We start from the raw sequence: 23,306 nt of genomic DNA on the forward strand, positions 1-23,306 counted from the left end.
GCTGAACAGTTACCGGGATTGTTAATATTCATGTGTTATCAGCAGGATTATTTTGCTGTAAAAGCAATTTTTTCAAATATGATTTAATCTTGCAGATGAATTTGTTCCTATTATTATGTGTTTTTTTCTTCAATAAGTTACCCGAATTTTCAGTTTACCACATTTTCGCCAGATTACAAGGTGTTAAAATAATTTTTTTTATTTTTGCAGATTCTGGTTCTAAATGAGAATACCTGTACATAACCTTATAAAGAACAATACAAGGTACAGAGGAGCATATGCGGGATCGCTGAAAGAAGCAGAGGCGATTTACGGTCTGCACTGCAGGCAGGGATTCTGACACAGGTGCTCTACAGGGAAGGAGAACCACATTATGGCAGATAAAATTATTGAAAACAATCAGGTATCTATGATGGGCAAAATTGCAGCAGGCTTTACATTCAGTCATCAGGTCTTTGGAGAAGGCTTCTATATGACAGAGCTGCTGGTCAAAAGGCTCAGTGATTCGGAGGACAGGATTCCGGTGATGGTTTCTGAACGGCTGGTAGATGTAACGCAGGATTATATCGGAGAATATGTGGAAATCCATGGACAGTTCCGCTCATATAACCGCCATGAGGAGAAGCATAACCGTCTCGTGCTTTCAGTATTCAGCAGAGAACTGAAGTTCGTGGAAGAAGAGGATGAAACAGTTCCGGTAAATCAGATTTTTCTGGACGGATATATCTGTAAACCTCCGGTGTACCGTAAAACTCCTCTTGGAAGAGAAATTGCGGATGTGCTGCTGGCAGTAAATCGTCCGTATGGAAAATCAGATTACATACCATGCATCTGCTGGGGCAGAAATGCCCGCTATGCATCTGCGTTTGAAGTTGGCGGTCATGTCCTGATCTGGGGACGTATCCAGAGCAGAGAATATATGAAACGGATCGGGGAAAATGAAACAGAGAAGAGAGTTGCGTATGAAGTATCTGTAAGCAAGCTGGAATATATGGAATAATTCCATTGCCGCAGGCAATTTGGAATGAATTTTGGCCACGTTACTGTGAACGGAGTGAACAGTAACGATTACTGTAAACAGTAACACTTGCAATTCTTCATAAACTGCGGTAATATAAGCGTATTCAGATAACTATGGCAGCCTGCTGTTCCACGAAGCATTCCGGCGTGAATATGCCGGAAACTCATCGCAGAAGTCGAAAACAGACTGCTGTTTATCATGTCTGTAATGACACAGAGAAGAAGGTACAATTTCAATAACGATAAGAGGAATTGTTTGTTATGGAAAAAGAATTTACAGAGGTTTACTGTGGCGGGGGAAAGGGAAAGACAACTCTGGCAATCGGTCAGTGTCTGAGAGCTTCCGCACAGGGTAAAAGCGTCATTATTATTCAGTTTCTGAAAGGAAGAGAGCGCAGGGAACTGGATTTTCTGGCGGAACTGGATAATCTGGATATTAAGATATTCCGTTTTGAGAAGCATGATGAAGGATATGAGGAACTGAATGAGCAGGAGAAGGCAGAGGAGAAAACCAATATTCTCAATGCTTTGAATTTTGCGCGCAAAGTGATCGCAACGCAGGAATGCGATTTTCTGCTCCTGGATGAGATTCTTGCACTTCCGGATTATGGGATCACTACTGCAGAGGCAATCGGTGATATCCTGAAGATGAAGGACGAGAGTATGCATATTTTGCTTACGGGACGGACGTTACCGGACAGCCTGCGTAAATATGCAGACAGCATAACTACACTGACAACAGAGATTGTATAAGGTGTATAAAACCTGATTATTGTTTATGAATGGACAGTAATCTGTATGGAAATTACAGAAGAATAAAGGAGGAAGGCAAATGGCAATTTTTAAAGGTGCAGGTGTTGCAATCGTAACCCCTATGTATGAAGATGGCAAGGTTAATTATGATAAACTGGAGGAACTTCTGGAGTATCAGATTGCAAACAGTACAGATGCGATCATTATCTGCGGAACAACAGGAGAATCATCAACGATGACGCATGGAGAGCATCTTAAGACAATTAAGTTTGCAATCGACAAGGTAAACAAACGTGTTCCGGTTATCGCAGGTACAGGTTCCAACTGTACGGAAACTGCAATTATGATGTCAAAGGAGGCTGCTTCTTACGGTGCAGATGCACTTCTTATAGTGACTCCATATTATAACAAAGCGACTCAGAAAGGACTGATCGCTCATTATACAGCTATTGCAGAGGCAGTTCCGGAAACACCGATCATTATGTACAATGTTCCGAGCCGTACAGGATGTAACATCCAGCCTGCAACAGCAGTAGCTCTGGCTAAAAATGTTAAGAATATTGTTGGTATCAAAGCAGCAAGCGGAGATCTTTCACAGATTGCAACCATGATGTCCATGGCTGATGGCTGCATTGAACTCTACTCCGGAAATGATGATCAGGTACTTCCGATCCTTTCACTTGGCGGACTTGGAGTAATTTCCGTACTTTCTAATGTAGCTCCTAAGGAAACACATGATATGGTTATGAAATTCCTTGAAGGAGATACAAAGGGTGCAGCAGAAATCCAGTTAAAGGCAATCCCGTTAATTCATGCACTGTTCAGTGAAGTAAACCCGATTCCGGTGAAAGCAGCTCTGAATCTGATGGGTAAAGAAGTGGGACCACTTCGTATGCCATTATCCGAGATGGAAGATGCAAACAAGGCAAAACTTGCTGAAGAACTGAAGAATTTCGGAATTAAACTTGCATAAATATAACCGCAGGATTGTTCGGAAAATCAACTTGCCGATATACTGGAATTGAGAGGAATAGACAAATGGTAAAGATTATTATGCATGGCTGTAACGGTCACATGGGTCAGGTAATCTCCGGACTTGTGGAGAAGGATCCGGATGCTGAGATCGTAGCAGGTATCGATGTGGCAGATCAGGGAAAGAACAGCTACCCTGTATATACAAATATGGAAGAATGTCAGGTAGAGGCAGATGCCCTTATCGACTTCTCTTCTGCAAAAGCAACAGATGCACTTCTTGCTTACTGTGAGAAACGCAAACTCCCGGTTGTATTATGTACAACCGGTTTAAGCGAGGAGCAGCTCGCAAAGGTGGAAGAGACATCTAAGAATGTCGCAGTTCTGAAATCTGCAAATATGTCTCTTGGAATCAATACTCTGATGAAACTGCTTCAGGATGCGGCAAAGGTTCTGGCAACAGCAGGATTTGACATGGAGATTGTTGAGAAGCATCACAGACTGAAACTGGATGCACCAAGCGGAACAGCACTTGCACTGGCTGACAGCATTAATGAGGCAATGGATAACCAGTATCATTATATCTATGACCGCAGTCAGAGACGTGAGATGCGAGATGATAAGGAAATCGGTATCTCAGCAGTCCGCGGTGGAACAATCGTAGGAGAACACGAAGTGATCTTCGCAGGTCCAGATGAAGTGATCGAATTTAAGCATACTGCACATTCCAAAGCTGTATTTGGAAAGGGTGCTGTTGAAGCTGCTAAATTCCTTGCAGGTAAACCGGCAGGAAGATATGATATGAGCGATGTTATCAGCGCAAAATAATAGAGAAGAAGTGTATCTGTATTTGATAAAATACGATGCACTTCTTTTTTTTATGGGCAGATTATTTTGAGTAAATAGTAAATTTTTTCCAGAATAGTATTGAGTTTTATGCACATATTAAAAACATAATATGATATCAGGTTAGGAGCAAAATACCTTTTGACCCTAACCTAACATTATAATATAAAAACATGAAAAGACGGAGAGGTTCTGCTGCATGGACCGGCAGAATGCTTTCCGGGAACAGGAGATGAATATGGGAATAAAGGTAAAAAAGATTCTGACAGGTACAGCACTTATTATGTCACTGTGCATATTCACAGCATGTGGAAATGCAAATAAAGCAGCTGATGAGGCAGACACAAACGAAGAAAATATGACGGATAATAATGCTGCAAACGATGATAACATGGAAAATAACGCAGGAGAAAACAATACAAATGAAAATAGCACATCAGGAAACAATGCGGCAGATAAAAATGTAAATAATGGTGGAACCGTCACAGACAATGGAACTGCCGCAGAGGATGAAGCTGCAGAAAATGAGACAAAACAGAATAGCAATGCAACAGATAACACTGCAGATAATACCAGAATTGATGAAAACAACAACGGTGACGGCACAGTATCCGGTGAACTGGGAAACAGCGTCAAAGATCTGGGTGAAGGGGTAGGTAATGCTGTAGAAGATGTAGGCGATGCTGTTGGCAATGCGGCAGAAGGAAGATAGACATCAGGAATAATTTATGGTATTATCGTGTTAAAACGGTAAAATTTAAATAGTGTACTCCCGAAGTTTTTATTGCATTTGTTTTTGCATCTAACTATAGCAATCATTGTAAATAATGCATATTGATTCAGCTCATCAGAGTGTGAAATCCGTTACTGTGAACGGAGTGAACAGTAACTGAAATCCTGCGTCAGCACGCCTGCAGATAGCTTCCTTGTCTTTCGCACTCTGCTGAACTGTCTCAAATGCATTAATTTAAGAGGCTTGCTATAAGTACAAAAAGATTCTGAGAGTACATATAACGGATATGGAGGTACGGATTTCATGAAATTTCGCCCATGTATTGATATACATAATGGAAAAGTAAAGCAGATTGTAGGTGGGAGCCTTACGGACGTACAGGATCAGGCAAGTGAGAATTTTGTATCAGAGCAGGATGCATCTTTCTATGCAGAATTATATAAAAAGGCAGGGATAAAAGGAGGACATGTAATTCTGTTAAATGGTCATGATTCCCCATACTATGAATCAACAAAAGAACAGGCGATTCTTGCATTACATACTTATCCGGGAGGATTACAGATCGGCGGAGGAGTGAACCCGGAAAATGCAGGGGAATATCTTAGTGCAGGTGCCAGTCATGTAATCGTTACATCTTATGTATTTAAAGATGGAAGGATTTCCTGGGAAAATCTGAACAAAATGAAAGAGACTGTGGGAAAAGAGAAACTGGTTCTTGACCTGAGCTGTCGCAGAAAAGATGAAAAATACTATATTGTGACAGACCGCTGGCAGAAATTTACAGATGTCACTGTGACACTGGATATTATGAAAGAACTGGGAAGTTACTGCGATGAGTTTCTGGTTCATGCAGTAGATGTGGAGGGAAAGGCACGCGGAGTTGAAACAGAACTTGCATCTCTGCTGGGTGAATACAAAGGAAATCCGGTTACTTACGCAGGGGGAGTCGGCTCCATGAAGGATATTGAGGATCTGCGGAAATATGGAAAAGACAGACTGGATGTCACAGTAGGCAGTGCATTGGATCTTTTTGGAGGAAATATTTCATTCTCAGAACTGATTAAACTTTAACTGATTTTTATAGTAATCTCAGGAATCACTGTGAAAATGTATAGAACAATTACAGAATTTTTGCTATTTCCCCATAATGACAAAGGAACTTTAAAGTTATTTCTGAAGTAAACAGAAAAAATGTGAAATTTTAATAAAATAGTGTTAAAATTCAAAAATATGTGTTATAATAGGTTCATCAAACAGCAAAGGGGATGGAAGCATGAAGTTTATCATCAGCGGAAAAAATATTACAGTTACAGAAGGTCTTAAGACAGCAGTTCAGGACAAGCTCAGTAAACTGGAAAGGTATTTCACTCCTGACACCGAAGTTGTAGTAACTTTAAGTGTTGAAAAAGAAAGACAGAAAATTGAAGTGACAATCCCTGTAAAAGGAAATATCATTCGTTCCGAACAGGTAAGCAATGACATGTATGTATCAATCGATCTGGTAGAGGAAGTCATTGAACGTCAGCTTCGCAAGTACAAAAATAAAATCGTAGACAAACAGCAGGCAGCAGCCAACTTCCAGAAAGCATATCTGGACAAGGACTACGATGAGGATGAAGAAGTTAAGATTATCCGTACCAAGAAATTCGGAATCAAACCAATGTATCCGGAAGATGCATGCGTACAGATGGAACTGCTCGGACATAATTTCTTTGTATTCTACAATGCAGAGACAGAGCAGGTAAATGTAGTTTACAAACGTAAAGGCAATACTTACGGTCTGATCGAACCGGAATTCTAAATCTGCTTATAAGATCAAAAATATGAAACATAGACAGCCATAAAAAAGTTTTCATAAAAAAAGCTTCCTTACAGAGAGACAAAATGTCTTCTGTAAGGGAGCTTTTTTGTCAGGAAAAATATATACCTTTAGCGCATAAGGAATGCTTTGACGCAGTGGCCGAAATATGTTAAAATATCAAAAGATATTATGAAATTTGTAACTGTTCAGCAGTTAAAAAATTACAAGTTGAAATTTATTCCGGATTGTCTGCGGCAATGGAATATTGACTTGTATATTTTGTTGGAATGGATTGCTGAAGAACAGTTACCGAAATTTTATAAATGAAAAGTGTAAAAAGAAGGAAGGAGCACAAAAATCATGAGAAAAGCCGGAGTATTAATGCCAGTTTCCGCACTTCCGTCCCGTATTGGTGCCGGGGAACTTGGAGAATCTGCATTCCATTTTATCGAGTTATTAAAGGAGAATCATGTAAAAATATGGCAGATACTGCCACTGAATCCGGTTGGTTATGGTAATTCCCCATACCAGCCATACTCCTCCTGTGCAGGGGATGAGTTATATATCAGTCTTGATGCGCTTGCAGAGGAAGGTCTGTTAAAGGAACATCCAAAGGAATTTCAGGAGAGAGCTACAAGAGTAGATTATGAGGCTGTCCGCCAGTACAGAGAGCCTTTCTTAAGAACCGCATTTGATGTTTTTACAGAGAAAAAGGGACAGGAAGAAAGTGCATATAAAGAATTTGCTTCACAGGAATGGGTATATGAGTATGGTGTGTTCCGCGCATTAAAGAAAGCAAATAACGGAGAATGCTGGAATGACTGGCCGGAAGAATACAGAACCTGGCCGGAGAACAGACAGAAGTTACCGGAAGAGGTGGAGACAGAGGCACAGTATCAGATTTTCCTTCAGTATATTTTCTACACACAGTGGATGAAGGTGAAGAAGGCTGCAAACGATGCCGGAATCCAGATCATGGGAGATGTTCCTTTCTATGTGGGACAGGATTCTGTAGACGTATGGGGTGGAAAAGATAATTTTCTTCTTGATACAGATGGACGTCCGATTTTCATCGCCGGAGTACCGCCTGATTATTTCAGTGCTACAGGACAGAGATGGGGAAATCCGATCTATGACTGGGATCATATGAAGGAACAGGATTACAGATTCTGGGTGGACAGGATTGGCTACAGCAATAAATTATTTGATATTATAAGAATCGATCATTTCCGGGCATTTGATACATACTGGAAAATTCCGGCAGACTGCCCGACTGCTATTGACGGTGAATGGATCGAGGCGCCGGGATATGAGGTCATTGATACACTTCAGAAAGAAATTCCGGGATTAGATCTGGTAGCAGAGGATCTGGGTCTGCTTCGTCCGGAGGTTCTGATGCTGAAGGATCATTATCATCTGAAGGGAATGAAGATTCTGATCTTCTCCATAGAAACAGGTGGAAAATATGCCCGCGATACCTTCGATGATGTGGAAAACATGATTTTCTACACAGGAACGCATGACAATGATACGATTATGCAGTGGTATGGAAATATGAGTGTTGCAGCCAGAAGAAAAATCCGCAGGATGTTAAAGAGGGCGGGAGCATCACAGGGCTCTGTCAAGGACAGATTCCTGCAGTATACCATGCAGAATCAGGCAGAATATGCGATCATTCCGCTGGCAGACATTCTCGGACTGGGAAAAGAGGGACATATCAACACACCGGGAACCATTGGTTCTCCGAACTGGGAGTGGCATTTACCGGATTTTGTACAGGCCAAAAAGGAACTGCAGAAATTTGGCAGACTGATCGTAGATACGAAGCGATAAATTTTGGTGACTCCGTAATTTTCTTGGTTTGTTCATGAAAAATTCATTGTTTTCCATAACGGAAAGTGTTAGAATATACAAGTATTGTGTATTATAGTAAGCGTTTGTAATGTTCGCATGCTGCTGACATGTCTGCTGTGGACGGAGTGAACAGAAATTATTCCGCCAGTAGCAATTGTTATATGGCAGCAATGCTTGTATAAAAAAGAAATAAACAGGAGTAAAACCTAATATGAATATGTTTTCAAAAGTATTCGGGACCCGCAGCCAGCGAGAGGTTAAGCGTATCATGCCTCTGGTTGAGAAAATTGAGAGTCTGCGCCCGGACATGCAGAAGTTAAGCGACGAAGAACTCAGAGGAAAAACAAGAGAATTTAAGAAACGTCTTGAAGAGGGAGAGACACTGGATGATCTGCTTCCTGAGGCATTTGCGGTTGTACGTGAAGCAGGCAAGCGTGTTCTTGGAATGGAACATTTCCGTGTGCAGCTTATCGGTGGTATCATTCTCCATCAGGGACGTATCGCAGAGATGAGAACAGGTGAAGGTAAAACACTTGTCGCCACACTTCCGTCATATTTAAATGCACTGGAAGGCAAAGGTGTGCATGTCGTAACAGTCAACGATTACCTGGCTAAACGAGATGCGGAAGAAATGGGAAAGATTCATGAGTTTCTTGGCCTGACAGTCGGTGTTGTTTTAAATGATATGAAGCAGGATGAGCGTCGTGCTGCATACAACTGTGATGTTACCTATGTTACGAACAACGAACTTGGTTTCGATTATCTGCGTGACAACATGGTTATCTATAAAGAACAGCTGGTACAGAGAGATCTGCACTACTGTATCATCGATGAGGTTGACTCCATTCTCATCGACGAGGCACGTACCCCTCTGATCATTTCCGGACAGAGCGGTAAGTCAACCAAGTTATACGAGGCATGCGATATCCTTGCCCAGCAGTTAGAGCGCGGTGAAGCCAGCCATGAGATGACCAAGATGGCAGCCATCATGGGTGAAGAAGTTATCGAGACAGGTGACTTCGTTGTAAATGAGAAAGATAAGATCGTAAACCTTACAGAGCAGGGTGTTCATAAGGTTGAGAAATTTTTCAATATTGAAAACCTGGCAGATCCGGAGAATCTGGAGATCCAGCATAATATTACACTTGCACTTCGCGCCCATAACCTGATGCATAAGGATCAGGATTATGTAGTTAAAGATGATGAAATCCTTATTGTTGACGAATTTACCGGACGTATCATGCCGGGACGCCGTTACTCAGATGGTCTTCATCAGGCAATCGAAGCGAAAGAGCATGTTAAGATCAAACGTGAGAGCAAGACTCTGGCAACCATCACTTTCCAGAACTTCTTTAATAAATATGATAAGAAGGGCGGTATGACCGGTACAGCTGTCACAGAGGAGAAAGAATTCCGTGATATCTATGCAATGGACGTTGTAGAGATTCCGACTAACAGACCGGTTATCCGAGTTGACCATGAAGATGCTGTTTATATGACAAAGAAAGAGAAATTCAATGCAGTTGTCAATGCTGTAGTGGAAGCTCATGCGAAACAGCAGCCTGTACTGGTTGGTACCATTACGATTGAAACTTCCGAGCTTCTCAGCCGCATGCTGAAGAGACAGGGGATTAAACATAATGTATTGAATGCCAAGTTTCATGAACTTGAGGCAGAGATTGTCTCACAGGCAGGTCAGGCAGGAGCAGTTACGATCGCCACTAACATGGCTGGTCGTGGTACAGATATCAAGCTGGATGATGTGGCAAGAAATGCGGGTGGTCTGATGATCATCGGTACAGAACGTCATGAGTCCAGACGTATTGACAATCAGCTTCGCGGACGTTCCGGACGTCAGGGTGATCCGGGTGAATCCCGTTTCTATATTTCCCTGGAAGATGACCTGATGCGTCTGTTCGGTTCTGAGAGACTGATGAAGATCTTTACATCTCTTGGTGTTGCAGAGAATGAACAGATTGAGCACAAGATGCTTTCCAATGCAATTGAGAAAGCTCAGGAGAAGATTGAGTTTAACAACTTTGGTATCCGTAAGAATCTTCTTGATTATGACCAGGTAAACAATGAACAGCGTGAGATCATCTACAAAGAACGTCGTCAGGTTCTCGACGGTGAGAATATGCGTGAAGCAATCTATAAGATGATCCAGGATACAGTGGATACTTATGTTGATATGTGTTTCTCTGATGATGTAGATTCTGAAGAGTGGGATCTGAATGAATTTAACGGTGTTCTTACTCCGATCATTCCGATCAGACCGCTTACAGATGAGAGTGTAAAAGGAAAGAAACGCGATGAGATCAGACATGAACTGAAAGAAGAGGCAGTGAAGCTCTATGAAGAAAAAGAAGCAGAGTTCCCGGAACCGGAGCAGCTTCGTGAATTAGAGCGAGTTGTACTTCTGAAATGCATTGACAGCAAGTGGATGGATCACATTGATGATATGGAAATCCTTCGTCAGGGTATCGGACTTGCTGCTTATGGACAGAGAGATCCGGTTGTTGAATATAAAATGAGTGCATTTGATATGTTCAACGAAATGATCACATCTATTCAGGAAGATACTCTTCGTATGCTGTACCATGTACATGTAGAGCAGAAGATCGAGCGTGAACAGGTAGCTAAAGTTACCGGAACAAACAAGGATGACAGTGCCGGTCCTAAGAAACCGGTTCAGAGAAAAGAAATCAAAGTATATCCGAACGATCCCTGCCCATGTGGAAGCGGTAAGAAATACAAACAGTGCTGTGGACGTAAGAATAAGGTCTGACTCGTTTATCTCAGTTGAGAAGACTCCCATTTTTGTATATGGTGAGTTCATTACTACAGAGCGGGCAGTAATGATTTTGTAAACAGAACATTGTGAGCAGATCATGTCTGCTGCAAAATAAAAGGGCTGAATCATGAGGCCCTTTTATCGTGCGCAAAAACACGTTAGCGCGTTGAATTGGCAGATTGTGAATATCTGTCTGAACTGTTCAGTACATCCACAGCTATGTGATTATGATTGATGAACAGTCACATAACAATTCCATAAAGGGGGAAAAACAGTATGAAAAGAGAGTCTTTCGGCTCACGCCTTGGTTTTATCCTGGTGTCAGCAGGATGTGCCATCGGTATTGGAAATGTGTGGAAGTTTCCGTATATCTGCGGGGCATATGGAGGCGCGGCCTTTATCCTGATCTACTTATGTTTTCTGGTTATTCTCGGTATTCCGGTTCTGGTAGCAGAATTTGCGGTAGGACGGGGAAGCCATACAAGTGTTGCGAAATGTTTTGACAAACTGGCACCTGCAGGAAGCTGCTGGAAGCCATTGAAAATTATTGGTATTATTGGATGTTATATGCTGATGATGTTTTACACAACAGTAGGAGGATGGATGATCTACTATTGTGTGAAGAGTCTGCGGGGAGATTTCGTCGGAGCGACTCCGGAAGCAGTAACACAGTCTTTTTCCGATATGCTGGGAAATGCACCGACGATGATGTTATGGATGGTGATCATCTGTCTGATCGGATTTGCAGTCTGTTTCATGGGACTGCAGAATGGTATTGAAAAAATCTCCAAAGTAATGATGAGTGCACTGCTTATCATTATGGTGATCCTTGCAGTTCATTCAGTAATGATGGAGGGCGCGGGAGAAGGAATCCGCTTCTATCTGGTTCCTGATTTTCAGAAGATTAAGGAAGCAGGAGTTGGTAATGTAGTATTTGCGGCATTGAGTCAGTCATTCTTTACATTATCCATTGGTATTGGTGCCATGCTGATCTTCGGAAGTTATCTGGACAAATCCAGAAGCCTTACCGGAGAGGCGGTAAGCATCACCGTACTCGATACTTTTGTTGCGCTGACAGCAGGATTTATCATTATTCCGGCATGCTTCTCCTATGGAATCCAGCCGGATGCAGGTCCAAGCCTTATCTTTATCACTCTGCCCAATATTTTTGCAAAGATGAGCGGAGGGGCTTTGTGGGGAAGTCTGTTCTTCCTGTTTCTGACATTTGCTGCGGTTTCAACGATCATTGCTGTATTTGAGAACCTGATTGTGTTTAATATGGAACTGTTTGGCTGGAACCGTAAAAAGAGTGTTGTTGTCTGCGCAGTTCTTGTTGTGATCTTAAGCATTCCATGTGTGCTTGGATTCAATGTACTTTCCGGATTCCAGCCATTCGGCGATGGAAGTAACATCATGGATCTGGAAGACTTTATTGTTTCTAATAACCTTCTTCCTCTTGGAAGTCTTGGTTACCTTCTGTTTTGTACCAGAAAGAACGGATGGGGATGGGACAATTTCATTGCAGAGGTGAATGCCGGTACAGGCATGAAATTCCCGAAATGTCTGAAAAATTATGTTGCCTATGGAATTCCGGCGATTATCATTGTGATCTATCTGAAAGGTTACTATGATAAATTTGCAGGTCTGGGAACAGTAGCACTGGCCGGATGGATGATCGTGGCACTGGTACTGCTGGGATTCGTATTCTACTGTGCGACAGCGAAGAAGAAAGTGAAATAATAAGCAGAGTGTGAATATCTGCATGACCTGAGAACAATAAAAGATGTAATTATGTCTGAGAAGAAAAATTCTTTCAGACATGGTTACATCTTTTTTGTGTTATGGAATTGTTGTGTAAAAGTAGTGGATATATTATTTTAGAGGATTGCTATAATGAGGCAGTTCTTCGCTGGGGGTGGTTTTGAACTGTTTACGGTATGCCCGGGAAAAAGTGCTGTATTCTGCGAACCCACTTTCCTGTGCTGCTTTTGTCACAGGCATTCCATTTGAGATTAGAGTACGTGCCATAAGAAGGCGTTTATTTACAATATAATTATGAATGGTATAGCCGGTTTCTTGTTTGAACTTCCGCATCAGGTGATACTTGCTTACATAATATTTTGCAGAAAGAGCTTCCACAGAAAGGTCTTCCTTCAGGTTATGGTTAATATACTGAAGAATGTTGGCAATCTGCGAGTCAAAGGTGTAGGATTTTTTATCAAAAATGTACTGCTTTTCCAGAAAGATACGGTTCAGATAAACCATAAACTGAAGAAAAAGTGACTGTGTCAGGATTTCCCTTCCATATTCATCGGATTTTGCTGAATTTTCCAGTTCAAACAGGATGTCTTTCATCTTTTCCTGAAGAGCAGAGTTCAGACGTACCAGATTATAGCTTCGGTCATTTGCTTTCTGGAAGCATTTCAGCAGTTCCTGCCAGGGAATATCGTTCTGGATCCAGAGAATGAAACGCTCATACGGAACAGAAGGATCAATCTCCGGGCGGTGGATGGCATGGCGGTTTACCAGAAGAATGTCCCATGGTTTCAGTTGATAAGCTTTTCCTTCTATATGATATGCAGCCTTGCCGGAGATGAAAATAACTACTTTATGAAAATCATGATAGTGATAGGTGAATTCTTTACTGGTCTGGTCTTTGATGTGGAAAATCCGGAACTGTTCATTCAGGTATCCGGTTTTCTCTGTCTGATAAAATTGTTCTGATAAAAGCATTGTCGAACCGCCTTTGGATAATGTGATTATTTGGTATTGTATTTATACTATCATTTAATGGTGCCGGGGTCAAAAGATATCTATCATGAAATATAATAAGTCGATTTTACAGACAAAGAACAAGAATCTGTTAAAATATATAAGCTTTTTGTGAAGCTATGTGATTTACTGACTGCGAAGATACTGAACAGTTATAAGAATATTATAGTTCTGCAGAAAGATAAAAATTCAGCAGCAGGAGGAATAATATTGGAAGTGGAAAAAGATAAACAAAAAGAAAAATGTTGTTATTACGGGATATATTCCCTTTCGATGTGCGGGATTTTCTGCATTATACTATTCATTTTTATGAAAAATGGAAAATCATTTATTCATAAAGGTGATGGTATGCAACAGCATTACATTGCACTTGAATATTGGGGAAATTATCTGAGACAGATTATAAGAGATCTGGTGTTTGCGCACAGACTGAATATACCACAGTGGAATCTGCATATAGGAAACGGAGCAGATATTCTTACAACATTACATTATTATGTGATCGGAGACCCGCTGAATCTGCTGGCTGTGCTTGTTCCTTCCAGATACACGGAATATCTTTATGCATTTCTGTGTTTTCTGAGATATTATCTGGCGGGTATTACATTCTCCATGTATTGTTTTTATAATAAGAACAAAAAACTGCCAGTTTTTCTTGGAAGTCTGATTTATGTATATTCTCAGTGGATGATCGTGACGGGACTGGATCATCCCTATTTTATGAACCCGGTCATTTATCTTCCTCTGATCATGTTGGGGATAGACAGGATATATGACAGGAAGAAGCCATATCTGTATATATGGACAATCGTTCTTTCGGCAGTGAGTAATTTCTATTTTTTTTATATGCTGGCAGTATTTACGGTAATCTATGTGGTCTTTCGTTATTTTACAAAGCATAGCAGGTTTATTCTGAGAGAATTTGCAGGAATGGCAGGGAAAATCGGAATCTATACAATGATCGCATTGATGATATCGTCACCGGTGTTGCTTCCGATTATTAAGACAATGATGGGAAATTCACGGATGAATGTTCAGAGATATATGCCGATTCTGTACAGCAGGCGTTTTTATGTCACTTTGTTGGCTGCTTTTTCAGGAGCAAGTAATAAGACCAGGTTTTCTTACATTGGAGTTGCAGGGGTATGTGTACTGGCAATCATAGTTCTGTTTATGCAGAAAGGAAAATATCTGAGCCTGAAACTTGGAACAGCACTGGTAACTGCAATGGTATGTATTCCTTTGGCTGGCAGAATTATGAATGGATTTTCATATACAACAAATCGATGGACATGGGCATGTTCAATGTTGTTTTCTTATATTTTTGTGAAGATGTTTCAGGAATTTTTCGGGCTTACAACAAAAAAGAAGATAATTCTGGCTGCTATCGTGTCCCTGTATTCTGCGTTTTTGATTTTTTATCCTCATTTCAAAGGGAAAAATAACGGAGTAGCAGGAATTCTTCTGTTATGCATGATTGCTGCATTTCTGACAGGATATAGGTTTCTGGCAAATAATAAAAAGAGACAGGCAATATTTTTCACATTTTTTATTGTTCTGAGCGTGGGAACAAATATCTGGTTTTATTATAATGGATCAGGACGTGGACATAAAAATAAAACAATCATTTCTGCTTATGTTAACAGGGGACGGGCATATGGAAAATGCCACAGTGAAATAGAAGATACGATTAAGGAATTACCAAACAGTTCCCTGGTCCGTGTAGACCAGCGTAATATAAATACACTCTGCAACACTTCTATGCTGAATGAAATAAATGCGGGAAAATTCAGATTTTCGATTGCACCTGAGGGAACTGGCACATTCTTTAATGAAGTATATATGAACAGTTCCATGGATCAGATTTTCTATAGCTTAAACAGCAGAACCTGGCTGTCAAAACTGTTCTCGGTAAAGTATTTTCTTGCAAAAGAGGGAATTGTGCCCTATGGAGTGGTAAAGAAAAGTGAGGAAACAGGACAAAAGGATCGCATTCTTTACACGGATCCGGATTCGCTGCCTTTTGCTTATACGTATGACAGTTATATTCCGGTATCTTCATACATGAAAATGAATCCTGTCCAGAGGCAGGAAGCCCTTATGCAGGGAGTTGTTCTGAAAAGGGAAGATGCAGAAGGAATGGAAAAGACAAATTTGAGTCTTCATGTAAAAGAGATTCCCTATAGTGTTCATGATATGAAGGACATGACATGGAAAAATGGCCTGATCTGCGCAGAAAAAAAGGATGCAAGCTGTGTCCTGACTTTTAAAGGAGAGACAAATTCTGAGACATATGTGACTTTTGACGGGCTTTCCTATAAGGGTAAGAATAAAACTTTCCGTACTGTATTTGAAAAAAAAGACAATGTAAATGCAGATGTAAAGATTGTTTATCCACATGATGGAGAAATGTATACGCAGTCGCTTCGGGTATTATCAATAAAGGATAATTTCGGGAGTGGAAGAACCAATTACGGAATGAATCTTTTATATAATGAGAAGCCAATGAATGAAGTGAAACTTGTATTTGCGACTCCGGGAAAATATAAAACAGATAGCATCCGGATTTTTGCGCAGAAAATGGATGGTCTTTCGGAATTAACAGAAGAACGGAGGACAGAGGCACCGGAGGATCTGACTGTAGATGGAGACCATATCTGCTGTACAGTTAATTTTTCAAAGGAAAGAGAACTTGTATTTACAATCCCGTACAGTCCAGGGTGGAAACTTTATGTAGATGGAGTAAAACAGGAGACAAATAAAGCCAACAGAATGTTTCTTGGGTCCAAGATCTCTAAAGGATCACATCGGATAGAGTTGGATTATACAACTCCAGGACTGCCGGAAGGATTGTGTCTGATGTGGATGGGATTTTTTCTTCTGCTGCTTTTGTGGAAAAAATCAGATTTTCACGGTAAAAAAAGAAATATGCTACAAAAATATTGACATTATTCAAGAATAATAGTATCATAAAAACACAAAGCAATTGTAAAAACTTTGTAACTATTTCGAAATAGGGTAAAGAAATAGAAAACTGAACAGAGAGGAGTGATGTTGCTGTAAGGCTGTTATATCAGAGAACTGATATAATGGCCTTTTTTTGTAACACTTGTAGAGCATTTTTTGCAATATTTCAAGCATTTTACTCTATATACATGGTAAAAATGATAGAATATAATGAATGTAAAGTCAGGATGTGATATAAGAAAATCGCCTGACACAAAATTTAATCAGACAAGTGGCAAAGTGAGTTGGGAAGATTGCCCGACAATTGATTATCGGTGCAGATACAAAAGCGGGAAGTATCCGGGATTATAAATCAGAAGGAGAGATATGGTTATGGCAAATACAATTATTATGAGTAAATATCAGGGACTTGGAAACGATTATCTGATTCTTGATCCGAAGAAAAATCAGGTACAGCTTCAGGGAAAGAAGATTGCACTTCTCTGCCAGAGAGGATTTGGGCTTGGCGCTGACGGTGTGCTCTATGGACCGGTAGAAATTGATGGGAAATTGGGTGTGCGTATTTTTAATGCAGACGGAAGTGAATCTGCCATCAGTGGAAACGGCGTGCGTATTTTTGCCAAATATCTGATGGATAATGGATATATTACTGAGAAAAAATTTGACATTGACACTATGTCGGGCACGATTCATGTGGAATGCCTGAACAGCCGGGCAACGGAATTTAAAGTAAACATGGGAAAACCATCTTTTATCTCCAGCGATATCCCTGTTTCCGGTGAAGTTCGTGAAGTAATTAAGGAGAATTTCGTATTCCATGGAAAAGAATACAAGGCTACCTGCCTGACAGTTGGTAATCCACACTGCATTATTTTTACAGACAATGTAAGTGCAGAAGCTGTAAAGAATCTGGGACCTTATGTGGAAAATGCAGATGAATTTCCGGAGAGAATGAACCTGCAGATCTGCCGTCAGGTCGACAAGGGAAATCTGGAGATTGAAATCTGGGAAAGAGGCTCCGGATATACAAAGGCTTCCGGAACAGGAAGCTGTGCGGCGGCAGCGGCAGCCTATAAGCTGGGGCTGGTAGAATCCCGTATTAATGTAAATCAGCCTGGCGGAATGATACAGATCGATATGGAAGAGGACGGAACTATCTATATGACAGGAACAGTGGGATATATTGCAGATATAAGTGTTGCAGAGAGCTTCTTCTCATAAATTACACAGACTTTATGCGTAATTTAATGTAAAGTATGATTACCCACAGTGTGAAATGATTGTTACGATAAATAATCATTTCACGCTGTGGGTAATTCTTTGTTTGTAATTTGATTAAAGATATGTTATTATCTTAAACGAATTAATTTATAGCAATTCAGTCGGTTATCCACAGGGAGTCCGACAGAGAATATTTATAATAAGAAAGTGGGTGAAGCTGTGGTTGAATTAGACCAGTTCAAGAGTATTCTTGCGACTTATACAGAACCATTAGTGGAAGTGAGGGATTCACTTTGACCTGGCTAACAAAGAGCAGAAGGTCGAAGAATTAGAGCGCGAAATGGAAGCGCCTGATTTCTGGGATGATGCAGAAGTTTCCCAGAAGAAAATGAAAGAATTAAAAGACATGAAAGATGACATGGAGACCTATCAGAATCTGGTTACACAGATGGAAGATATGGAGACCATGATCGAGATGGGATATGAGGAGAACGATCCTGCACTGATTCCTGAGATTCAGGAAATGCTGGATGAGTTTCAGAAGGATTTTGACAATATCCGTATCAAGACACTTCTCTCCGGAGAATATGACAGTGAGAATGCAATCATTAAGCTGAATGCAGGTGCAGGCGGAACAGAGGCCTGTGACTGGTGCGGTATGCTTTACCGTATGTACAGCCGCTGGGCAGATAAGAAAGGATTTACCCTGGAAGTGCTGGATTATCTGGACGGCGATGAGGCAGGTATCAAATCTGTTACTTTCCAGGTAAACGGAACAAATGCTTACGGTTATCTGAAATCAGAGAAGGGAGTTCACCGTCTGGTGCGTATTTCTCCTTTCAATGCAGCAGGTAAGCGACAGACATCTTTTGTATCCTGTGATGTTATGCCGGATATCAAGAAGGATCTGGATGTGGAGATCAATGACGATGAGATCCGTATTGACACTTATCGAAGCAGTGGTGCCGGCGGTCAGCATATCAACAAGACATCATCTGCCATCCGTATCACACATTATCCTACCGGAATCGTGGTACAGTGTCAGAATGAACGTTCTCAGCACATGAATAAAGATAAAGCCATGCAGATGCTGAAAGCCAAGCTGTATCTTCTCAAACAGCAGGAGGCAGAGGAAAAACTCTCCGGTATCCGCGGTGAGGTGACAGATATCGGATGGGGAAATCAGATCCGTTCTTATGTTATGCAGCCATATACCATGGTAAAGGATCATCGTACGAACGAGGAGACCGGAAATGTGGATGCAGTACTTGACGGGGGAATTGATATTTTCATCAATGCATATCTGAAATGGATCGCACTGAAGAAATAAAAGAATAAAAAAGGCTGTCTGAAATCAGGACAGCCTTTTTCGTGTTGAGCCATAATGATTTAGTAGAATATATTTCTTGCGTATTTTGGTGTGGTGTGATAATATATCCAGTGTGTAAAAACAAATGTCTTTAAAGAACGGACAGGTAAATTGATATGCAGAAACCAGTAACAGAGAAAAAGAAATATTTTGTAGTGAGGGAACGTGCGGTTCCGGAAGTCCTGCTGAAGGTTGTGGAGGCAAAGAAGCTTCTGGACTCTGGCAAAGTGGACACTGTACAGGATGCAGCAGAGCGCACAGGAATCAGCAGAAGTTCTTTCTACAAATACAAAGATGATATTTTTCCATTTCATGAAGAGACAAGGGGAAAGACGATCACCTTTATTATCCAGATGGATGATGAACCTGGGCTTTTGTCGGTTGTCCTGCAGACGATTGCACGGTTTCATGGAAATATTCTCACCATTCATCAGAGTATTCCTATCAATGGGGTTGCCACACTTACTCTGAGTGTGGACATTCTTCCGGGCGAGGGGGATGCAGAAGCAATGGTAGAGACGATTGAACAGAATGAAGGAATTCATTATCTGAAAATATTAGGCAGGGAGTAAAAGAAAATGATCAATGTAGCAATTTTAGGATATGGCACAGTTGGAAGCGGTGTATTTGAAGTATTAAATGAAAATAAAGAGAGCATTTCCAGACGTGCCGGACAGGAACTTCATGTAAAATATGTTCTGGATCTTCGTGATTTTCCGGGACAGCCGGTAGAGAAGGTTCTGGTCCATGATTATGAACAGATCGTCAGTGATCCGGAAGTAGATATTGTAGTAGAGGTTATGGGCGGTGTGGAGCCTGCTTATACTTTTGTAAAGAAGGCACTTCTGGCAGGAAAAAATGTCTGCACTTCCAATAAGGCTCTGGTTGCAAAGCATGGCCGCGAGCTGATGGATATTGCAAAGGAAAAGAGCATTAACTTCTTATTTGAAGCAAGCTGTGGCGGCGGAATCCCGATCATTCGTGTCATCAATTCTTCCCTTACAGGAGATGAGATTGACGAAGTGACAGGTATCCTGAACGGAACTACCAACTACATGCTTTATAAGATGAGCACAGAAGGCTGTGAATTTGACACTGTATTAAAGGAAGCACAGCAGAAGGGTTATGCAGAGGCAGATCCTACCGCTGACGTGGAAGGATATGATGCATGTCGTAAGATCGCAATCCTTTCCTCTCTTGCTTATGAGAGATATTTTGATTTTGAAGATATTTATACAGAGGGAATTACAAAGATCACACCTGAGGATATGGAGTATGCTGCGAAACTTGGCAGAACTATCAAACTTCTTGGAACCAGCCGCAGACTGGCAGACGGAACCTGTTATGCAATGGTAGCACCGTTTATGCTCGGTCAGAACAGTCCTCTTTACAGTGTAAATGATGTGTTTAATGCAGTATTTGTACATGGAAATATGCTTGGAGATGCCATGTTCTATGGAAGCGGTGCAGGTAAACTGCCTACAGCAAGTGCTGTAGTTGGTGATATTGTGGATGCCGCAAAACATCTCCATGTTAACATTGTGACAAACTGGAACAGCACTCCGGCAGTACTGAAACCACTGGATGAAGTGACAGGAAGATTTTTTGTGAGAATCAAAAAAGAAGCAGCAGAAGAAGCGAAGAAGGTATTTGGTGATGTTGAGATCATCAGCCTGGGACAGCTTCCACAGGAATGTGCATTTATCACTGATGAAATGACACAGGGAGCATTTGAAGAGAAACTGGCTCAGATCGGAGATCAGGTACTTGCAAAGATTCGAGTTAAAGATTGATAAACTGACAGATTTCGTGTATCATATAGTGTGCCTGATAAGGTGGACACTGATACAATACTTCAGATAAATATTTGTACAGTGATTACTGTAAACAGAACAGGAAAGGGAAGATATGAGAATCTTCTCTTTCCTGTAAACTTATTATGGAGGAAGTAAAACAATGTTGATTGTCAAGAAATTTGGCGGTACATCGGTTGCAAATAAAGAACGTATCTTTAATGTTGCCAGCCGCTGTATAGAAGAGTACAGAAAAGGAAATGACGTGGTTGTCGTTCTGTCCGCAATGGGGAAATATACGGATGAACTGATCACCATGGCGAAGGATGTCAATGAGAAACCGCCGAAAAGAGAGATGGATATGCTCTTTACCATCGGAGAACAGATGTCTGTTGCACTGATGGCAATGGCGATGGATAAACTGGGAGTTCCTGCGGTTTCCCTGAATGCTTTTCAGGTTTCCATGCATACGACAAGCAGTCATGGAAATGCACGTTTAAAAAGAATTGATACAGAGCGTATCAGAAGAGAGCTGGACAGCAGAAAGATTGTAATAGTTACCGGCTTCCAGGGAGTTGACAAGTATGATGATTATACGACTCTTGGAAGAGGCGGTTCTGACACAACAGCGGTTGCTCTTGCGGCTGCTCTTCATGCAGATGCCTGTGAAATTTATACAGATGTAGATGGTGTTTACACAGCAGATCCGCGTAAGGTTCCGAAAGCAAGAAAGCTCAAAGAGATCACTTACGATGAAATGCTTGACCTTGCGACTCTCGGGGCAGGTGTGCTTCACAACCGTTCTGTGGAGATGGCGAAGAAATATGGCGTGCCGCTTGTGGTACGTTCAAGTTTAAACAACAGTGAAGGAACTGTGGTAAAGGAGGAAGTTACAGTGGAGAGAATGTTGATCAGCGGTGTTGCGCTGGATACAGATGCAGTGAGAATTGCGGTAATCGGATTAAAGGATGAGCCGGGTGTGGCTTTTAAATTATTTGATACCCTTGCGAAGAAGAATATTAATGTAGATGTGATCCTGCAGTCTATCGGACGTGCGGGCAGAAAGGATATTTCTTTCACAGTCGATGGAAATGATCTGGATGATGCAGTTGCAGTTCTGGATGCAAATCAGGCAAGACTTGGATTTGCAGAGCTTCATTCTGAGAGAAATATTGCGAAGCTTTCCATCGTAGGTGCAGGAATGATGAGTAATCCCGGAGTAGCTGCAAAGATGTTTGAGAGCCTCTATAATGAGGGCGTAAACATCAATATGATTTCTACATCCGAGATTCGTGTGACAGTTCTGATCAATGAAAAGGACGGCGTGCGCGCAATGAATGCAGTACATGATGCCTTTGGTCTGGCAGACTGATTTAGGAGAATTACATGACATCGAGACGTGAATTAAAAAACTATGCGAAGCAGGCCATGTCAGGAAAATATGGGATACTGATCCTGGCATTTGTTGCAGTTCAGGCACTGGCTCTGATCAGCAGCATGATATCCTCGGCTTTATTTCCGGGAGAGGAAACAATTGATATTGTGTTGTCGTATGCATTTACATTTATTCTGACTCTGCTGATCAATGTGGTAGCGGCAGGTATGAATTATATGTATCTGAATATTGCCAGAGGGAAAGCATATTCATTAAATGATCTGTTTTATTTTTACAGACATCATCCGGACAGAGTGATCGTTGCCGGATTTTTCATGGCAGTACTGAATCTGCTTACCATGCTGCCCTATACGATTTACAGTAATGCGAATCTTCCGGGTGAAGATGCTTCTGTGGAGGTGCTGATCACCTGGCTGTATACAGGTGTTGTTCTGATGATTGTAGGAATGATTGTTTATCAGATTCTGGTCATTCCTCTGGAGATGACTTATTATATTTTGGCAGATAAGCCGGAATTGAAAAGTACAGAGGCTATGAAAGAGAGTCTGGAGATGATGCATGGAAACTTCGGAAGATATCTGATGCTGAAGATAAGCTTTATCCCATTGATGTTTCTTTCTGTTTTTACGTTCTATATTGCACTCTTGTGGATATTTCCATATATGGCTATGACAGAAGTAATGTTCTATCGTGATCTGACAGGGGAGCTTAAAGTGCAGAAAGAGGAAGAAGAACGTGTGGCACGAGACTATGTGAATCCTATGTTTGACAGCTATTCACAGAGTGAACAGCCACAGGAAGATCAGACGCATCCGCAGCAGTTTTGGCATGTGCCGGAAGAATCGGTTTCTTATGAAAACGAAGATGAACAGAATATTACGGACAGCACAGAAATACAGAATGTTCAGACAGATATGGATGATAAAAAAGAGCAGAATGATTCATCACCAAAAGAAGAGGAAGAAGACAACGAACCGAAACCATGGGATGAATATTTTGACAGTCTGAAATAAAA

At 41.2% G+C, this 23,306-nt stretch carries 18 protein-coding genes; 17 read left to right on the forward strand and 1 reads right to left on the reverse strand.

The features are described from left to right. The first annotated feature begins 373 nt into the window (after positions 1-373). The 10 genes from G4417_RS00410 (at position 374) to G4417_RS00455 (ending at position 12,513) form a co-directional block, all read left to right on the forward strand. Positions 374-1,000 carry a single-stranded DNA-binding protein gene (locus tag G4417_RS00410; RefSeq protein WP_008706256.1) on the forward strand — a complete coding sequence of 209 codons (627 nt, stop codon included), beginning with the start codon at positions 374-376 and terminating at the stop codon, positions 998-1,000. A gap of 281 nt (positions 1,001-1,281) precedes the next feature. Next, a complete protein-coding gene (locus G4417_RS00415; RefSeq protein ID WP_022381314.1) occupies positions 1,282-1,773 on the forward strand; it encodes a cob(I)yrinic acid a,c-diamide adenosyltransferase in 492 nt (163 codons plus the stop codon). 79 nt (positions 1,774-1,852) lie between these two features. Continuing rightward, on the forward strand, positions 1,853-2,746 hold the full coding sequence (gene dapA, locus G4417_RS00420; protein WP_008706258.1) for a 4-hydroxy-tetrahydrodipicolinate synthase: 894 nt from the start codon (positions 1,853-1,855) through the stop codon (positions 2,744-2,746). A 65-nt stretch (positions 2,747-2,811) separates the two neighbouring features. Continuing rightward, the gene (gene dapB / locus G4417_RS00425) at positions 2,812-3,573 is read left to right on the forward strand and encodes a 4-hydroxy-tetrahydrodipicolinate reductase (RefSeq protein WP_173682247.1); all 762 of its coding nucleotides are present in this window, start codon (positions 2,812-2,814) and stop codon (positions 3,571-3,573) included. 217 nt (positions 3,574-3,790) lie between these two features. Next, complete coding sequence (locus G4417_RS00430; RefSeq protein WP_243282938.1) at positions 3,791-4,303, forward strand: hypothetical protein; 513 nt, start codon at positions 3,791-3,793, stop codon at positions 4,301-4,303. Between the two features lie 324 nt (positions 4,304-4,627). Continuing rightward, a complete protein-coding gene (gene hisA, locus G4417_RS00435) occupies positions 4,628-5,395 on the forward strand; it encodes a phosphoribosylformimino-5-aminoimidazole carboxamide ribotide isomerase (RefSeq protein WP_173682248.1) in 768 nt (255 codons plus the stop codon). Positions 5,396-5,597: 202 nt separating this feature from the next. Beyond that, positions 5,598-6,125 carry a ribosome hibernation-promoting factor, HPF/YfiA family gene (hpf, locus tag G4417_RS00440; RefSeq protein WP_008706266.1) on the forward strand — a complete coding sequence of 176 codons (528 nt, stop codon included), beginning with the start codon at positions 5,598-5,600 and terminating at the stop codon, positions 6,123-6,125. Between the two features lie 360 nt (positions 6,126-6,485). Further along, positions 6,486-7,958: a 4-alpha-glucanotransferase gene (gene malQ, locus G4417_RS00445; RefSeq protein WP_173682249.1), complete on the forward strand. Its 1,473-nt coding sequence runs from the start codon at positions 6,486-6,488 to the stop codon at positions 7,956-7,958. 232 nt (positions 7,959-8,190) lie between these two features. Beyond that, positions 8,191-10,767, forward strand: a complete 2,577-nt coding sequence (secA, locus tag G4417_RS00450; protein ID WP_173682250.1) for a preprotein translocase subunit SecA — start codon at positions 8,191-8,193, stop codon at positions 10,765-10,767. A gap of 282 nt (positions 10,768-11,049) precedes the next feature. Next, positions 11,050-12,513 (forward strand): sodium-dependent transporter, encoded by a 1,464-nt coding sequence (locus G4417_RS00455; protein ID WP_173682251.1) that lies wholly within the window; start codon positions 11,050-11,052, stop codon positions 12,511-12,513. A gap of 132 nt (positions 12,514-12,645) precedes the next feature. Here the strand turns inward: G4417_RS00455 and G4417_RS00460 are convergent, their stop codons facing one another. Beyond that, positions 12,646-13,506, reverse strand: coding sequence for a helix-turn-helix domain-containing protein (locus G4417_RS00460; RefSeq protein WP_118609956.1), 861 nt, complete (start codon positions 13,504-13,506; stop codon positions 12,646-12,648). A 312-nt stretch (positions 13,507-13,818) separates the two neighbouring features. Here G4417_RS00460 and G4417_RS00465 point away from each other — a divergent pair, with 312 nt between their 5' ends. The 7 genes from G4417_RS00465 (at position 13,819) to G4417_RS00495 (ending at position 23,304) form a co-directional block, all read left to right on the forward strand. Further along, positions 13,819-16,491: a YfhO family protein gene (locus G4417_RS00465; protein WP_274597606.1), complete on the forward strand. Its 2,673-nt coding sequence runs from the start codon at positions 13,819-13,821 to the stop codon at positions 16,489-16,491. Between the two features lie 393 nt (positions 16,492-16,884). Next, the gene (gene dapF, locus G4417_RS00470; RefSeq protein ID WP_330598052.1) at positions 16,885-17,733 is read left to right on the forward strand and encodes a diaminopimelate epimerase; all 849 of its coding nucleotides are present in this window, start codon (positions 16,885-16,887) and stop codon (positions 17,731-17,733) included. Between the two features lie 219 nt (positions 17,734-17,952). Continuing rightward, a protein-coding gene (gene prfB, locus G4417_RS00475) for a peptide chain release factor 2 (protein ID WP_096788358.1) occupies positions 17,953-19,063 on the forward strand; the annotation gives its coding sequence in 2 pieces (ribosomal slippage) (positions 17,953-18,027 and positions 18,029-19,063; 1,110 coding nt in all). Between the two features lie 155 nt (positions 19,064-19,218). Continuing rightward, positions 19,219-19,674 (forward strand): ACT domain-containing protein, encoded by a 456-nt coding sequence (locus G4417_RS00480; RefSeq protein WP_022380012.1) that lies wholly within the window; start codon positions 19,219-19,221, stop codon positions 19,672-19,674. A gap of 6 nt (positions 19,675-19,680) precedes the next feature. Further along, positions 19,681-20,895, forward strand: coding sequence for a homoserine dehydrogenase (locus G4417_RS00485; protein ID WP_025578840.1), 1,215 nt, complete (start codon positions 19,681-19,683; stop codon positions 20,893-20,895). Between the two features lie 163 nt (positions 20,896-21,058). Beyond that, a complete protein-coding gene (locus G4417_RS00490; protein ID WP_173682254.1) occupies positions 21,059-22,267 on the forward strand; it encodes an aspartate kinase in 1,209 nt (402 codons plus the stop codon). Positions 22,268-22,281: 14 nt separating this feature from the next. Next, on the forward strand, positions 22,282-23,304 hold the full coding sequence (locus tag G4417_RS00495; RefSeq protein WP_173682255.1) for a DUF975 family protein: 1,023 nt from the start codon (positions 22,282-22,284) through the stop codon (positions 23,302-23,304). Positions 23,305-23,306 lie beyond the last annotated feature (2 nt).

Origin of the sequence: Blautia wexlerae (genome assembly GCF_013300825.1) — a bacterium.
Lineage (GTDB): Bacteria > Bacillota > Clostridia > Lachnospirales > Lachnospiraceae > Blautia_A > Blautia_A wexlerae_B.

What these genes read in the sequence shown, in the direction of transcription:
- G4417_RS00460 (WP_118609956.1), bottom strand. Translation starts at nt 13,506, where the DNA reads ATGCTTTTATCAGAACAATTTTATCAGACAGAGAAAACCGGATACCTG.
- G4417_RS00415 (WP_022381314.1), top strand. Translation starts at nt 1,282, where the DNA reads ATGGAAAAAGAATTTACAGAGGTTTACTGTGGCGGGGGAAAGGGAAAG.
- G4417_RS00490 (WP_173682254.1), top strand. Translation starts at nt 21,059, where the DNA reads ATGTTGATTGTCAAGAAATTTGGCGGTACATCGGTTGCAAATAAAGAA.
- secA (WP_173682250.1), top strand. Translation starts at nt 8,191, where the DNA reads ATGAATATGTTTTCAAAAGTATTCGGGACCCGCAGCCAGCGAGAGGTT.
- G4417_RS00455 (WP_173682251.1), top strand. Translation starts at nt 11,050, where the DNA reads ATGAAAAGAGAGTCTTTCGGCTCACGCCTTGGTTTTATCCTGGTGTCA.
- dapB (WP_173682247.1), top strand. Translation starts at nt 2,812, where the DNA reads ATGGTAAAGATTATTATGCATGGCTGTAACGGTCACATGGGTCAGGTA.
- hisA (WP_173682248.1), top strand. Translation starts at nt 4,628, where the DNA reads ATGAAATTTCGCCCATGTATTGATATACATAATGGAAAAGTAAAGCAG.
- G4417_RS00495 (WP_173682255.1), top strand. Translation starts at nt 22,282, where the DNA reads ATGACATCGAGACGTGAATTAAAAAACTATGCGAAGCAGGCCATGTCA.
- hpf (WP_008706266.1), top strand. Translation starts at nt 5,598, where the DNA reads ATGAAGTTTATCATCAGCGGAAAAAATATTACAGTTACAGAAGGTCTT.
- G4417_RS00485 (WP_025578840.1), top strand. Translation starts at nt 19,681, where the DNA reads ATGATCAATGTAGCAATTTTAGGATATGGCACAGTTGGAAGCGGTGTA.
- malQ (WP_173682249.1), top strand. Translation starts at nt 6,486, where the DNA reads ATGAGAAAAGCCGGAGTATTAATGCCAGTTTCCGCACTTCCGTCCCGT.
- G4417_RS00430 (WP_243282938.1), top strand. Translation starts at nt 3,791, where the DNA reads ATGGACCGGCAGAATGCTTTCCGGGAACAGGAGATGAATATGGGAATA.
- G4417_RS00410 (WP_008706256.1), top strand. Translation starts at nt 374, where the DNA reads ATGGCAGATAAAATTATTGAAAACAATCAGGTATCTATGATGGGCAAA.
- dapA (WP_008706258.1), top strand. Translation starts at nt 1,853, where the DNA reads ATGGCAATTTTTAAAGGTGCAGGTGTTGCAATCGTAACCCCTATGTAT.
- G4417_RS00480 (WP_022380012.1), top strand. Translation starts at nt 19,219, where the DNA reads ATGCAGAAACCAGTAACAGAGAAAAAGAAATATTTTGTAGTGAGGGAA.
- dapF (WP_330598052.1), top strand. Translation starts at nt 16,885, where the DNA reads ATGGCAAATACAATTATTATGAGTAAATATCAGGGACTTGGAAACGAT.
- G4417_RS00465 (WP_274597606.1), top strand. Translation starts at nt 13,819, where the DNA reads ATGTGCGGGATTTTCTGCATTATACTATTCATTTTTATGAAAAATGGA.